We start from the raw sequence: 14,184 nt of genomic DNA on the forward strand, positions 1-14,184 counted from the left end.
TGTCCAGAATGGCGGCTCATCCGGGGCTTCCAACAATCATTCGCCCCGGCTCTGCCTCCCGGCCGCGCGCCGCATTCCCCGACGACGATGCAACCGAACACCCCGCCCGGCGCGATCCGCGCGATCGGCAACGACTGGTCCGTTTCCGCGATCACCGCGGGTTTTCTCGCGGTATTGATTTCCTACGCGGGCCCGCTCGCGATCTTCTTCCAGGCCGCGCAGGCGGCTCACGCGTCCAACGCGATGGTGTCGTCGTGGGTCTGGGCGATCTCGATCGGCGCGGGCGTGTCGGGCCTGTTCGCGAGCTGGAAGCTGAAGGTGCCGGTGATCACCGCGTGGTCGGCGCCCGGCACCGCGCTGCTCGTCGGCCTGTTTCCGCAACTGACGCTCAACCAGGCCGTCGGCACGTACATCACGGCCGCGCTGATCATCCTGCTGATCGGCGTCACCGGTTATTTCGACCGACTCGTGCGCCACATTCCGCGCGGCATCGCGTGCGGGATGATGGCCGGCATCCTGCTGCCGTTCGGCACGCATGCGTTCGCCGCCGCGTCCGAGCAGCCCGCGCTCGCGTTCGGGATGATCGCGGCCTACGTGATCTTCAAGCGCCTGCTGCCGCGCTACAGCATCGTGCTCGTGCTGCTGACGGGCGCCGCGCTCGCGACGCTGCTCGGGATGACGCATCTCGGCAACGTATCGCCGAGCATCGCGCGGCCGATCTTCATCGCGCCCGAATGGACCCTCGGCACGACGCTCAGCCTCGCGCTGCCGCTCGTCGTCGTCAGCCTCACCGGCCAGTTCCTGCCGGGGATGACGATCCTGCGCGTGTCCGGTTATCACACGAATGCGCGGCCCATCATCACGGCGACCAGCGTGATGTCGCTCGTCGTCGCGTGCTTCGGCGGAATCACGATCGTCGTCGCGGCGATCACCGCGGCGTTGTGCACGGGCAAGGATGCGCACGAGGATCCGGACCGGCGTTATGTCGCGGGGCTCGCGAACGGCGCGATCTACCTGATCGGCGGCCTCTTCGCGGGCACGATCGTCACGGTGTTCTTCGCGCTGCCGAAAGCGTTCGTCGCGATCCTTGCGGGGCTCGCGCTGATCGGCGCGATCGGCGCGAACGTGCACGGCATCTTCGAGGATGAGAACCACCGCGAAGCGTCGCTGATCACGTTCCTCGCGACCGCGTCGGGGATGACGTGGCTCGGCCTCGGCTCCGCGTTCTGGGGAATCGTGATCGGGTCGCTGTCGTATGCGGTGCTGAACAAGGTGCGGCGGCCGGCGTAATGCACGTGGTGCCTATCGTACGCATGGCGCGCCGCCGCTTCGATCACCGCGCGTGCTGGCGCACCAGTTGCGCGAGCGCGTCCATCAGCGTCGTCGTGCCGTAAAGCCGCTCGGACACACCGGCTTCGACGTCGATCTGCCCCGCGTTGTGCACGTCGTAGAGATCGACGATCAGCTGCGCATGGCGTTCGCTGAGGCCCGCGCGCAGCAGCGTCGCCGCCCATGTGTCGCGCGGCAGCTCGTGCGCGACGATCGCGCGGCCGGCTGCCGCGCCGAGCGTGTCCGCGATCGCCGTCACGCTCACCCGCCGCGGCCCCTCGATGCTGACGATGCGCGGCCCGTTGCCGCCTGCGGACGCATCGAGCAGCAGCCGCGCCGCGACGACACCCACATCGGGCGCCCAGACCGTCGGAAATAGCTTGCCGACCGGATGATGAAAGCTCGGCAGCACGCCGGTCCCGAGCGCGACCGGCAGGATCCGCGTCCAGTTCTGCAGATGCTCGGCCGAACGCAGCAGCGTCAGTTGCGTCGGGATCGTTTTCAGCCGCTGTTCGAGGAGATGGAACAGGCGGGTGACGCCCGTATTGCCGTCGTGCTCCGCGCCGTAGTCCGACAGCGCGAGCAGCGCCGGCGGCGGGTTCGCGGCGAGCGCGGCGGTCGCGACGTCGATCGTCCGCGCCATCGTCGCGGCCGGATCGGGGTCGGCGACGGGCACCGGGCACAGCATCTGCACGGCCTGCGCGCCGTCGATCGCCGACGCGATCGCGCGCTCGTCCGTCAGCGCCGCGATGGCCACGTCGCAGCCGAGTTGCTCGAAACGTTCACGATGGCGTGCGTCGCGCAGCACCGCGCGCACGGGATGGCCGGCATTGCGCAAGGTTGTGACGGTCGACAGGCCGACATTGCCGGATGCACCGAAGATCACGAACACGATCCGCTCCTGGGGGGATGAAGGTGAGGTGATTGTCGGCACGCGCGGGCCGGGCGGCGCGCAGGGAGGGATGAATCGAGCAGGAAAGGATGACGGGATGCGGGGTCGCGCATCGATCGCGCGGCCCGCATGGCTGCCGGGAGGCTATTGACGTGAAGGTTTCGCGCCGTCTTCGCCGTCATACGCGAGCCGCAGCCCCCCTCGCGCCCCCGACCGCACGATCTCCGTCGGCGTCGCGCCGAGCACGCGGTTCATCCAGTTCGCCATGTGGCTCTGGTGCGCGAACCCGGCTTCCAGCGCGATCTGGCTGATGCTGAGCCGGCCTTCGAGCAGCAGCGCCTTCGCGCGCTCGACACGACGCCGCACGACGTACTGGTGCACGGGCATCCCGACCGTTTCGCGGAACAGCACCTTGAAGTGCGGCACGCTGATCGATACGAGCGCCGCGAGTTCGGCCAGCGTCATGCGCCGGTCAAGATTCGCCTCGACATAGTCGATCACGCGCGCCGCCGCCTTCGGCGCGAGCGTGCGCCGGCGCTCGCGGAATGCCGGCTGGCTGTCGACCAGCCGCGCGACGAGCGCCGTGCACAGGCTTTCCGCGTAGAGCGGGTCCGATGCGTCGTCGGCTTCGAGTTCGGCGGCCATCGCCCACGCGATGTGCTGCAGGCGCGGATCGCGCACCTGCAGCCGGCGACGGATCTGCGCCTGCGACGGCTTCAGTTCCAGGTGTTCGAAGGTGCGCCGCACGAACGTGTCGCTGAGCATGATGTGCAGGATCCGGCAGTCGGCGCTGTCGGTCCACTGGCCGGGCAGGCCGGCCGGAATCACGTCGACGTCGCCATGCGCCTGGATGCGCGACACGCGCTCGCCGTCGCACACGCAGTCCGCGCGAACGGGCCCGCCGATATGCACGCCAATGCGGTGATGGTCGGCCGCCGGGATCCGGTACGTGCCGGCGCGAATGTCGAGCAGCGCCGCGCCGAAGCCCCGCCAGCCGAGCCCGCGGCTGGAACGCAGGCTGACCGGCACGCCGTTGTCCGGCGGCGCGGCGAGAATCGGATCGCTCATGGCTTGGCTCCACCAGATGGTGTGTCGAACGCGCATTGTGACGCGTTTTCGGCCGGCGTGCCGGGCCTGCGGGGGCCGGATCCTGCCCGGCGGAAAAAGATCATCCGTTTCTGCTCAAACCGATCCTAACGTGAGCGCCGGCGGGCATCGTGCCCCCTACGATCGCCCCATCCGACACCTACGGAGACCGTCATGCCCCATTACTGCCCGCTGCGCGCGTCGTTCATCGCGCCATCGCCGTCCGGCGCCACCCGCCCTTCCTCGACCCCTCGCTCCCGCAACGGCCGCGCCGCCATCGTCGCGTGGTGCCTGCGCATCATCGGCTGGTATCGGCTCGAACGGCTGCTCGCGTCGATTCCCGACAGCAACGACGACTTCGGGCTCGTCTGACCGGCCGGCGCGGGCGGCATCCGCCGGCTTGCGCCTACTTGCGCCGCCGCTCGTGCAGCGCCACCGTCGCGCCGTCGATCACCGGCCCGCCCTGCTTGATCAGGAAGTCGCGGAACAGCCCCGTCACCTGCGAGATGCGCCGGTCGGCAAGCGTGACCACATACCATTCGCGCTCGATCGGGTTGCCGGGGAACGGCAGTTGCCCCAGCAGCCCGGTGCGCAGTTCGAGTGCACACGCGTGCAACGACAGGAACGCGATGCCGAGCCCCGCTTCGGCCATCTGCTTGATGGCCTCGTTGCTCGACAATTCGGAGCCCACATGGAAGCGGTATCCGGCCGTCTTGAACAGGGTCTCGACGGTCGAGCGCGTGCCCGCGCCGCGTTCGCGCACGAGCAGGTGCGCGGATTCGAGATCCTTCAGCGCGACGCGCTTGCGCTGCATCAGCGGATGACCGGGCGCCGCGACGAACACCATCGGATGCTTCGCGAACTCGACCGCATGCGTGCGCAGCTCCTTCGGCGCGCTGCCCATCACCGCGAGATCGATTTCATGCGTCGCGAGCATGCGGATGATGTCGTCGCGGTTGCCGACCTTGAAATACGTCTTCACATGCGGACGCGTCGCGGTGAATTTGACCAGTAGCGGCGGGATCAGGTACTCGGCCGTCGTGATCGCACCGATCCGCAGCGTGCCGCCGAGATCGCCGGTCAGCGCGGCCACTTCGTCGCCGGCCTCGCTCCACAGATGCAGGATCTCGCGCGCATAGCGCGACACGATCTCGCCGGCCGCGGTCAGCTGCACACCGCGCCCCACCCGCTGCAGCAACGCGGCACCCACCGCCTCCTCGAGCAGGCGAACCTGCAGCGACACGGCCGGCTGCGTCAGGTTCAGTTCCTCGGCCGCCCGCGACACGCTGCCGAGCCGCGCAATCATGTCCAGCGCCTTCAGCTGCCGGAACGTCGCGGTCTTTCCTATAAGTGAATACATATGAGTCGCTTATAAACATTAAATTGTTCGAGTGGGTTCCAAACTATATCGTCGGTTCTTGAGCAATGTCATCCGAATCGTCATCAGCGGGAGCCCAACATGGACAACATCACGCCCAACCTTGCAACGGACCGCGCGCCGCGCATGCCGCGCATCGTGATCGTCGGCGGCGGCGCCGGCGGCCTGCAGCTCGCCACGCGTCTCGGCGATACGGTCGGACGCCGCGGGCAAGCCGAGGTCGTGCTCGTCGACCGCTACCCGACGCACTTCTGGAAGCCGCTGCTGCACGAAGCCGCATCGGGCCATCGCGACCCGGCTTCCCACACGATCGAATACGCGGCGCAGGCCAAGCGCCACGGTTTCCGCTTCGTGCAGGGCGCGCTGCAGCAGGTCGACCGCGTCGCACGCACGGCGACCATCGCCGCCGTGCAGGACGCGGACGGCACGGAAATCCTGCCGCAACGCGAGCTCGGTTACGACGATCTCGTGCTGGCGGTCGGCAGCGTGACGAACTTCTTCAACGTGCCGGGCGCGGCACGCCATGCGCTGCCGCTCGAGAATCTCGACCAGGCAGAGGATTTCCGCCGGAAGTTCCTCGCGGCCTGCACGAAGGCGAATCACCTGGCCGAGCAGCAGCCTGCGCGGCGCGCGGCGCCGATCTGCATCAACGTGATCGGCGCGGGCGCGACGGGCGTCGAGTTGGCCGCCGCGCTGCGGGACGCGATCCAGCAACTGACGACGTATCGCTTCAAGGCGCTGGTGTCGGCGCGCGACGTGCACATCCGGCTGATCGAAGGCGGCCCGCGCATCCTGCCGGCGCTCGACGAACGGCTGTCCGCGAAGATGCACGCGCGGTTGCGCGCGCTGAACGTCGATGTGCTGACCGATACCCGCGTGGCGGAAGTCGGCGCGGATGCCGTGACGACCGCGACGGGCGAGCGGCTCGCGAGCGACATCACGATCTGGGCGGCCGGCGTTGCGGGGCCCGCGCTCCTGCGGCAGATCGGCGACATCGCGCTCAACCGGTCGAACCAGGTGATCGTGACCGACACGCTGCAAACGCCGGACGACCCGCACGTGTATGCGTTCGGCGACTGCGCCGCATGCCCGTCGGCCGGTGCGAGCGGCTTCCTGCCGCCGCGCGCGCAGGTCGCGCACCAGCAGGCCGTGTATCTGGTCCAGGCGTTCGCGCGGCGCGTCGCCGGCAAGCCGGTGGCCGGCTTCACGTTCCGCGATGCGGGCACCGTCGTATCGCTCGGGCACGCCGGCGCCGTGTATCAGGCCGACCTCGGCGTGCGTTCGCGCTCGCTGATCGTCGACGGGCTCGCCGCGATCGGCCTGTACAAGTTCCTGTACCGCAAGCACCTGTTCAGCGTGTATGGCGTGAAGCGCGCGCTGTTCCAGTCACTGAGCCACTGGCTGCAAAGCCGCAACCAGCCGTCGATCAAGCTGCACTGACGACCGTTCACACGCGGCATCGCAAGACGGCGTATCGGGCGCGCATCGCCCGATACGCCGTTTTTTTCATATGCATATGACCGATGCATGCGCAACGTGCGCGAGTTTGGTGCATCACATTGAAGGCCGTCGATACGATGCATTTCGCGCGGAGCATGTCGCGCGACACGCATCCCGCGCCCACGCTGGCTCGCAACCCGATTCATAAGCTGAATCGTATGAGTTGGATAAGAATATTAATTGGTCGCGTTTTCCGGATCGACGCTAAGGTGTGTGGCATTCCCGTCGGCGAACGGATCATCACGTCTCTGAAGAGGAATCACCGTGGTTATCGAAGCCATCGTCACCCGTCTCGACGCAGCATTCGCGCAGATCGAAGCAACACCGGATTCGCACGAATCGCGCCATCAACGCGACGCGATCATCCAGTGGCTCGACCGGGCATCGGAAGAAGGATACCGACTCGGTCTCGTCACGACGCTGCCGGCCGCACGGCTCAGCGACATGTTCGAAGGCCAGTTCGGCCGCGCGAACCTCGACCGCTTCTCGGTCGTCGTCACGGACGCCAGTCAGCAGGACTCCGGATCAAACCAGCATCCTTTCGATGTCGCGCTTCAAGCGCTCGGCGTGCCGCCCGAACGCGCGGTGGGCATTGCGAGCAGCGAACCGGAACGCCGTGAAGCCGAGCATTTCGGCCTGTCGCGTTGCGTGAACATCACCGACACGGTGCGCTCGATCGCATCGGCTGGCCTGCACTGAATCGACGGTTGCCGTGTCGCAACCGGTAGTGTGACGGCTATCGGTGACGCGCAGCGGCGCGCCGTCAGTCCACCGGATAGTTGAGATCGTGCCAGCGCTTGGCGGATTTCCCCCCGGAGCCGAGGTGGCCGCCGGGGAAGCGCATCACGGCAATCGCGTGAAGCGCTTTCTCGTCGAGAGCGGGATCGCCGCAACTGCGTCTGACCTTGAGATCGCGGACACGCCCCTGTTCGTCGAGCCACACACGCACGATCACTTGCCTTCGCGATGACGCGTTCTGCACTCCGCGTGACAACAGGCGATCCATCAGCGACACGATATTCTCCGTAACCGTCGAATGCTGAGATTATGGCCGAGCGCGGCGACACTTCAACGCGCGTCGTGGATTCAATGCCTCAAGGCTGCACCGCCGCGCCCGTGCGTACCACCCGTGCTCGCGGCGGATTCGCGACGGTTTTCCGCTTCGGGTCGGCGCTCCCCGCGTCTTGAAGCTTCCGGGCCTTGGCGGGAACCGGTTGCGACTTTGCCGCAGGCTTCGCGTCGGCATGCGCGACGACCGCACCGGTCGCACCTGATCGAACGGATGGCCGAACCGGCTTCGCGGCCGTCGAACTGCTCGCCGCGGCGGCCGGATGCTTGACCTGCCGCGCTTGTTCCTTCACGTCACGGTCGCTCATCCACGCCTCCGTATAGGCGGCTGAAGCAGGATGCGCGAGATTGAGATAGGCGAGCGATGCCACGAGAAATGCACGAACATGCGTGCGACGAGTCGATGCGGTAATGACGGGTGCTCCTTTCGATCTGGCTTGGCGCCCGGTGTCGGCGCTGTCGTGGCGGCACAATAAATGAGCGCATTCCGCGTCGCAAGCGTCCGACCGGTGATCCAAACGATTGTTAACGTTTGGATCACCCCGCCAGCCCGAACTCTACCCGCCTTCCTCCTCTCCCTTGCGCTCGACACTCCACGTATGGATCGGCCGGTGCCCCGGCCGCTCCCACTCGGGCGGCATCCACAGGTGCTTCAGCCGCTGCATGACCGGCCCGGGCGCGAACACGTCGCGCCACATGTCGACGAACTCGTGCAGGTTCAGCACAAGAAAGTTATACGAACGAATCTGCTGCGTGATTCCATAGTCGACCGGCTCCGTCTCCTCGACGTAGGTGCCGAACATCCGGTCGAAGATGATCAGCACGCCGCCATAATTCTTGTCGATGTAACGCGGATTACGGCCGTGATGCGCGCGATGGTTCGACGGCGTATCGAACACATACTCGAACCAGCGCGGCAGGCGCCCGATCGACTCGGTATGCACGAAGTACTGATACGCGAGATCGACCGCGAGCAGGAACAACACGACGGCGGGCGGAATGCCGAACCAGACCGGCGGCAGGTAGAACACGAACACGCCGACGAACGCGTTCAGCAGCGACTGTCGCATCGCCGTCGTGAAGTTCATCACTTCGCCGCTGTGATGCGGCACGTGCGCAGCCCAGAACCAGCGCACGCGGTGCGACGTGCGGTGAAACCAGTAGTAGCAGAACTCGACTAAAACGAAGATCGGCACGATCGTGAAGCCGTTTACCGGCACATCGAATAGCCGGTGCCGATAGACCCAAGCGAAGATCGCGCCTGTGAACAGGAGCCCCATCACGGTCTCGGCCACCTGATAACCGGCGCCGAGCGACAGGTTTGCGACGATCTCCTTCCAGCGAAACGGTGCGCGGCGGCCGCGCTTGGTCGCCACCGCGTATTCGATCGCGAACGCGATCAGGAAGACCGGCGTCATGCCGATCAGCAGCACCTGCTTCCAGTCCACGTCGTTACCCAGGAACGCATGGAGCCACGTCATCAACTCGGTCGGCATGTGGCGGCCTCGATCGGAAACTGACGGGCAGTATCGTCGCGTGCAGGTCGGCGCGCGTTGACACTTGCAGACGATTACTTGACACTTTCGGCCATGCCTGCCGCCTCCCCGCTATCGACTCAGCGCATCTACTACTCGAGCACCTACGTGCGGCTGCTGTTCGACTATCTGTCCGAACAGGGCAAGGACGCGGCACGCGTGCTCGGCGAGGCGCGGCCGCCCGAGGACGATCGCGGGCTGACGCTGTACGCGAGCGCGCATTGGCGGCGCCTGCTCGAATGCGCGGTCCGTGCACTCGACGATCCGCTGCTCGGCCTGCACGTCGGCCAGCGGATCACGCCCGCGCATCTCGGTGCGCTCGGTTACGCATTGCATGCGTGCCGCGACGCCGGCGCCGCGCTCGCGCGCTGGCAACAATACGAGCACCTGATCGCGAACGTCGCGCGCATGGAAGTGCGGGTCGAGGCGACGTCGGTCGCGATCGAATGGCACGATGCGCCCGAACCGCTCGGCCCGCTCGTCGACGAAGTGGCGCTGACCGCGATCGTCCAGTTCGCGCGCAACATCACCGGCACGCGCAACGGGCCCGACGAAGTCTGCTTCGTGCATCCGTCGCCCGGCGACGACCAGCCGTACGTCGACTATTTCGGCTGTCCGGTCCGGTTCGGCCAGCCGGTGAACCGGCTCGCGTTCCCGTTGCGCCTGCTCACGCAGCCGCTGCGCCAGCCGGACGACGCGCTGCTGCAGATGATGGAACGCCAGGCGAGCGCGCTGCTCGCCGAGTTGCGGCAGACGGACGATCTCGAACAGTCGGTGCGCGAAGCCGTCGCGCGCTTGCTGACGCAAGGCGACGCGAGCATCGAGCAGATCGCGTCGGACCTGCATGTGTCGTCGCGCACGCTGCATCGCCGGCTTGCCGAACTCGGGCTCAACTTCCGGACCCTGCGCGAGGACACGCGGCGGCGGCTCGCGATCGACCATCTGAACGATCCGCGTCTGACGCTCGCGGAAGTGGCCTGGCTGCTCGGTTATTCGGAACACAGCGCGTTTACGCGCGCCTTTCGGCGCTGGACCGGCGAATCGCCGCAGCAGTGGCGCAGCCGGCAGCCGGCGCGGGCAGCAAGCGTCGCGCGCGGATGAACGGGTAAGCGAGTGACGCAGCCGCGCCGCCGCCGAACTCGCGCCGGCCCGCGCGGTCGAATCAGCATCGCCGGAGACTCCCATGAAACGCGTTGCCACTGTCGCTGTACTGACCCTGCTTGCCGCCGTCAGCTTGCCGGCAGCCGCCGGCGCCCCATCCGGCGACGCCGCGCCGGTTCCAGCGTATGCGAAGAATTGCGTCCCGTCCCGGGGCGCCGCGCCAGACGCCCGCACGCCGTCCAAGGCACCGCCGATCCGCGTATGCGTCGGCGATTCCGATACGCAGCTGAACCTGCCGTGGTTCCTGACCGATGTGCTCACCGCGGTCGACACGCACCAATCGCCCGGCGACCTGCTGCACAAGATGCGCAACGATTTCTGAATCGCGGCTGGTGCGACGCGCCGGCACGGCATCGTTCGTTCAACGTCAGACCGCCTCGGCACCGGCATGAATATGTCGGCGATTCCTGTCGTTCTCCTTTCGACCGTGGTCCGCGTGCTCCGGTGACGGCGTCACGGCGCGGCGGCAAACCGCCGAAAACGGCGTCTCACGAAAATATTTCTTGTCGAGATGCAATCACAAAACTGCACCAATTGTTAAATAACAATATTTCGTAATCGCGCGTCACATCTTATACTTGCCGCGCACCATCCTCGTGCCAAGAGACGGTGTCTTTTCATCCCGGCCGCACGACCCTGCGGCCGGGGTTTTTTTCGGTGTGCTACGTCAATATATATGCGCAGTCTACGCATGTTATAGCGCGAAGCCTCCGGAATGAATGGCCGATCGCGACGGTGCTGGCAGCCATGCCCATCGCGACCGTTGAATCGATTAGCATCGCGATACCGGCGCGCGAGGGGCATCGTCCGGATCAGGCATGACGCATGCGCGCGGTTTGCGCATCAACCGGTTCGGCTTGCCACTCCATGCGCACAACACCAAAGGCAACCGCGGGAATGTCGGCGCTCACGCCAGGCTCGAAGCCAGTTTTCCAGCGCAGCGGCGCATGGCCGCGGGTTGTCTTGTTCATCGCCGTAATCGTTTGCGTGCTCGTGCCCGTATTCGCGATCGTGCTTGCCGATCGCTGCGCGCGCGAGGCCGTCACCACGCATGAACGCGCCGTCGCGAACGACAGCGTGGCCTCGGTGGACCGCATCCTGGACGGCGTTCGCCTGCGGCATGCGGACGAGCTGACCGCGCTCGTCGGGCGGCCATGCGCGACGGTATTCCGGACGCTGGCCGAAATCGGCACCCGTCTGCGCTACCTGCGTGCCGTCGGGCTGGTGAAGGACGGCCGCGTCATGTGCTCGTCGGCGCTCGGCGCGATCGACGTGCCGCTCGACGCCTACACGCGCGAGCCGGAACCGGGATCGATGATCGTCACGTTGCTGCGCCAGACGCCGTTTCAGCACGGCATCCCGGTGCTGTCCGTGTTTCGCGCCACCACGCGCGGCGCGGGTGTCCTGTACCTGATCGAGGGCGACTATGTGGCCGACGCGCTCGCACGCAGCACCCGCGACAGTACCGGAACCGCCACGCTGTCGATCGCGGGTTCGGGCCGTCTCGACCAGCATGGGAAGTTCATGCCGGAAGCGGGCGCGGGCCCCGCGGGCGGCAGCGCGATCACGTCGCACCGCTGGCCGTTCACGGTGTCGGTTGCCGCATCGGCGCACTACGCGTCGCAGGTCCGGCGCCACGATCGGCTGATCGGCATCACGATCGCGCTGCTGGCGGATGGCCTCGTGATCGCTGCCTACCTGCTGGCGATGGCGCCGCGGCGGCTGTTGCTGAAGGCCGTTCGCCAGGCGCTCAGGCGCAACGAGTTCCATGTCGTCTACCAGCCGATCGTCGACGTCCAGACGCGCAGGATGGTCGGCGTCGAGGCACTGCTGCGCTGGCAGCATCCGAAGTGGGGGGCCATCAGCCCGGCCCTGTTCATCCCGCAGGTGGAATCGAGCGCGGTACTGCCCAAGGTGACCGAGTTCGTGCTGCGCACGACCGTGTCCGAACTGGCCGCGCTGACGCCGTCCGCGCCGCTGCGCATCGCCGTGAACATCGCGCCGAAGGATCTCGAGCGCGCGCGGTTCGTGTCCGTCGTCGAGGACGCGATCCGCGCGCTGCCGCCCGGTTTTACGCTGGTGCTCGAAGTCACCGAGCGCATCCTGCTCGAACAGAACGCGCGGACCACCGCGATCTTCCAGGCGCTCAGGTCGAAAGGCGCGAAGTTCGCGATCGACGATTTCGGCACGCATCACAGCAATCTCGACATGCTGTCGCGCTTCCCGTTCGACTACGTGAAGATCGATCGCCAGTTCGTTGCGCAACTGAACGGCGGCGGCGCAGGGCTGATCGAGGGGATCGCGGCCGTCGCGCATCACTACGACCTGAAGATCATCGCGGAAGGCGTGGAGACGGAAGCGCAGCATCGCGCGCTGCATGCGGTCGGGATTCAGTATGCGCAGGGGTATCTGTATCAGCGGCCGCAGCGGGTGGAGAAACTGAAGCGCGATGTGGCGCGGGCGCCGGTATAGGGGCACGGCGAACGCCGCGCGATCAGTCCGGCGCAGCCGCCTTGTTTTCAGGACCGCTCATGCGATGGCTCCTCGCACGCGAAAGACCGGCTGCCTTCATCATTCGCGCCGTGGCCTCATTGCACCGACGGTTCGGGCGCACGCTCTCCGCTTTCACGCAACGCGACGCGTGTCAGCCGGATCCCGAGCGTTCGATTGTCGTTGGGGTTCTCGCCCACGTCACTCGGCCGCAAGGCCCCTTGTATATCGAAGGCAACGATCAGCAACCGGTTCCTGACAGCCTCGGCGTCGAGCCGGACGACCCATTCGATACTGCCGTCCTGAGCGTGGGTAAACCGACATGCGTGGCCATTGACCACGATGCGTACGGTCGGCGGAGTCGCCGCGCCAGGCGCATACACGTGGCCATGCACCGAGAATTCAAAGTCCCCGCCTGACGGCACCGGATCGGGCAAGCTCAGCGGGACGACCAGCCATGCGTGCGCTCCGGCACTCCAGACACCCCAATTCTCGGGCCAGTGCCAGCCGTATCCGAAGAAAGTCCATGCGGCGCCCGGCGTATCCAGGGCCACGCTCAGCGATTGTCCAGGCGCAAGCGTCGGCAATTCCGGCAGGCCGCTCGCAGTTGGATCCAGGCCCCAGCGGTAGCCGAAAATCTGGTTGAGCATGTCTTCGGGAAACGCCTGCGGCGGGCTGGCCGAACGTCGAGGCAGCGGCCAATGCCACGAGCGCTGTCGTGCACGTGCGAAAGCCTCGAGCGAGCGAACGCTGGCCACCTCGAGCCTGACGGGTATCCACGGCGAGCAGGTTGCCGGCAGAAGACCGATCGTATTGCGGTCATCGGTAAGCAATCGTCGAACATCGTTGCACCCGAGATAGCTCGCCTCGTTAAGCACACCGGAGGATATTGCGCTGACGAACGCCAGATTTTCCGCGCAGAGCAGACTGTAGGTATTGCCGCTCACGAGCACTGCGTTGGGCACGTTCTCCAGTAACGCGTGCAGGTGACTCACATCGGCCTGTGCAGGATGCGGACGAACGGCCAGCAGATCGACCTGCTTAGCCCATTCGCTGACCTGCGAAACGAAATCGACGGGCAGCGTCAGGCGGCCGCCGCGCACCACGGCCAGGTCGACGGTCATCTGCCCGACAAACAATCCGACGCTCTGATCGGGCCGCACGATGGAAGACTCTCCGCGCCGCGCGAAGTGGGCACGCAGGCCGGCGGCCGCGGACCAGAACATCTCGTCATCGATGCGCAGCCGCTCCAGTTCACGCTGAATCCCGGGATCGTTGGTGCGCATTGCCAGGTGCAGATCACGGGTAAAGCGGATCGAGTGGATCTCCACGTCGATGAATGCCGCTCCGTGGCTGTCTGCATACTTCATGATCGACGGGGGCAAGCCCCAGCCGATCACGAGGGTGGCAGGCGTCAGAGCCAACGTGTGCAGATGCTCGGCGGCCTGACTCAAGTCGGCGGTACACGCGGCGGCCCATCCTTCCGCGCTTTGCGGCAAGCCCAGCGTCTCCATGACCTTGCGCACGGGAATGCTGCCGCCCTGCGACCCGGGGCTGATTTCCCTGATGCGCCAACCCAGTCTCGCGGCTGCCGTCCCGAAGAAGGCGCGCAAGAACTTGCGGTTGCCACGCGACGCCGGCGGCAATCCGTTTTCGCGCGTCCGAAAAAAATCGTCAGCGAAGACCACCTCTTCGATCTGCTGTCGTCGTTTCAATCCCAGCATGAACCCATCACTGTTTATTGC

15 protein-coding genes are annotated in these 14,184 nt (G+C 66.4%); 7 read left to right on the forward strand and 8 right to left on the reverse strand.

Features of this window, described 5'->3' with window-relative positions; all coding sequences use genetic code 11:
• Nucleotides 1-87 precede the first annotated feature (87 nt).
• Nucleotides 88-1,290: a benzoate/H(+) symporter BenE family transporter gene (locus ACTRWB_RS04535; RefSeq protein WP_446901086.1), complete on the forward strand. Its 1,203-nt coding sequence runs from the start codon at nt 88-90 to the stop codon at nt 1,288-1,290.
• Between the two features lie 43 nt (nt 1,291-1,333).
• Here ACTRWB_RS04535 and ACTRWB_RS04540 read toward each other — a convergent pair whose 3' ends face one another.
• Both ACTRWB_RS04540 and ACTRWB_RS04545 read right to left on the reverse strand, forming a co-directional pair.
• Nucleotides 1,334-2,221 (reverse strand): NAD(P)H-binding protein, encoded by an 888-nt coding sequence (locus ACTRWB_RS04540; RefSeq protein ID WP_446901087.1) that lies wholly within the window; start codon nt 2,219-2,221, stop codon nt 1,334-1,336.
• A gap of 144 nt (nt 2,222-2,365) precedes the next feature.
• Nucleotides 2,366-3,289 carry a helix-turn-helix domain-containing protein gene (locus ACTRWB_RS04545; protein ID WP_446901088.1) on the reverse strand — a complete coding sequence of 308 codons (924 nt, stop codon included), beginning with the start codon at nt 3,287-3,289 and terminating at the stop codon, nt 2,366-2,368.
• Between the two features lie 192 nt (nt 3,290-3,481).
• Between ACTRWB_RS04545 and ACTRWB_RS04550 the strand changes: the two genes are divergently transcribed.
• A complete protein-coding gene (locus tag ACTRWB_RS04550) occupies nt 3,482-3,679 on the forward strand; it encodes a hypothetical protein (RefSeq protein WP_446901089.1) in 198 nt (65 codons plus the stop codon).
• Between the two features lie 34 nt (nt 3,680-3,713).
• On the opposite strand, the gene ACTRWB_RS04555 is transcribed toward ACTRWB_RS04550, so the two are convergent.
• The gene (locus ACTRWB_RS04555; protein WP_129516254.1) at nt 3,714-4,667 is read right to left on the reverse strand and encodes a LysR family transcriptional regulator; all 954 of its coding nucleotides are present in this window, start codon (nt 4,665-4,667) and stop codon (nt 3,714-3,716) included.
• 99 nt (nt 4,668-4,766) lie between these two features.
• Between ACTRWB_RS04555 and ACTRWB_RS04560 the strand changes: the two genes are divergently transcribed.
• Together ACTRWB_RS04560 and ACTRWB_RS04565 are read left to right on the forward strand one after the other, a co-directional pair.
• Complete coding sequence (locus tag ACTRWB_RS04560) at nt 4,767-6,125, forward strand: NAD(P)/FAD-dependent oxidoreductase (RefSeq protein WP_446901090.1); 1,359 nt, start codon at nt 4,767-4,769, stop codon at nt 6,123-6,125.
• A 324-nt stretch (nt 6,126-6,449) separates the two neighbouring features.
• Nucleotides 6,450-6,884: a phosphatase gene (locus ACTRWB_RS04565; protein WP_446901091.1), complete on the forward strand. Its 435-nt coding sequence runs from the start codon at nt 6,450-6,452 to the stop codon at nt 6,882-6,884.
• Between the two features lie 64 nt (nt 6,885-6,948).
• On the opposite strand, the gene ACTRWB_RS04570 is transcribed toward ACTRWB_RS04565, so the two are convergent.
• The 3 genes from ACTRWB_RS04570 to ACTRWB_RS04580 all read right to left on the reverse strand — a co-directional run bounded on the left by ACTRWB_RS04570 (nt 6,949) and on the right by ACTRWB_RS04580 (nt 8,749).
• Nucleotides 6,949-7,191 (reverse strand): energy transducer TonB family protein, encoded by a 243-nt coding sequence (locus tag ACTRWB_RS04570; RefSeq protein WP_226800642.1) that lies wholly within the window; start codon nt 7,189-7,191, stop codon nt 6,949-6,951.
• A gap of 88 nt (nt 7,192-7,279) precedes the next feature.
• A complete protein-coding gene (locus ACTRWB_RS04575; RefSeq protein ID WP_446901092.1) occupies nt 7,280-7,624 on the reverse strand; it encodes a transcriptional regulator in 345 nt (114 codons plus the stop codon).
• Nucleotides 7,625-7,810: 186 nt separating this feature from the next.
• Complete coding sequence (locus tag ACTRWB_RS04580; RefSeq protein ID WP_446901093.1) at nt 7,811-8,749, reverse strand: sterol desaturase family protein; 939 nt, start codon at nt 8,747-8,749, stop codon at nt 7,811-7,813.
• A 93-nt stretch (nt 8,750-8,842) separates the two neighbouring features.
• Between ACTRWB_RS04580 and ACTRWB_RS04585 the strand changes: the two genes are divergently transcribed.
• Together ACTRWB_RS04585 and ACTRWB_RS04590 are read left to right on the forward strand one after the other, a co-directional pair.
• Nucleotides 8,843-9,889: an AraC family transcriptional regulator gene (locus ACTRWB_RS04585; protein ID WP_048243018.1), complete on the forward strand. Its 1,047-nt coding sequence runs from the start codon at nt 8,843-8,845 to the stop codon at nt 9,887-9,889.
• An 82-nt stretch (nt 9,890-9,971) separates the two neighbouring features.
• The gene (locus ACTRWB_RS04590) at nt 9,972-10,271 is read left to right on the forward strand and encodes a hypothetical protein (RefSeq protein WP_446901094.1); all 300 of its coding nucleotides are present in this window, start codon (nt 9,972-9,974) and stop codon (nt 10,269-10,271) included.
• Nucleotides 10,272-10,761: 490 nt separating this feature from the next.
• Here ACTRWB_RS04590 and ACTRWB_RS04595 read toward each other — a convergent pair whose 3' ends face one another.
• Nucleotides 10,762-10,920 (reverse strand): hypothetical protein, encoded by a 159-nt coding sequence (locus tag ACTRWB_RS04595; protein ID WP_226800655.1) that lies wholly within the window; start codon nt 10,918-10,920, stop codon nt 10,762-10,764.
• Between ACTRWB_RS04595 and ACTRWB_RS04600 the strand changes: the two genes are divergently transcribed.
• Nucleotides 10,847-12,421, forward strand: coding sequence for an EAL domain-containing protein (locus ACTRWB_RS04600; protein ID WP_446901095.1), 1,575 nt, complete (start codon nt 10,847-10,849; stop codon nt 12,419-12,421). The two genes, ACTRWB_RS04595 and ACTRWB_RS04600, sit on opposite strands and share 74 nt — an antisense overlap.
• 116 nt (nt 12,422-12,537) lie before the next feature.
• On the opposite strand, the gene ACTRWB_RS04605 is transcribed toward ACTRWB_RS04600, so the two are convergent.
• A complete protein-coding gene (locus ACTRWB_RS04605) occupies nt 12,538-14,163 on the reverse strand; it encodes a hypothetical protein (protein ID WP_419688138.1) in 1,626 nt (541 codons plus the stop codon).
• Nucleotides 14,164-14,184 lie beyond the last annotated feature (21 nt).

The sequence above is a fragment of the Burkholderia sp. YIM B11467 genome (assembly GCF_052952715.1).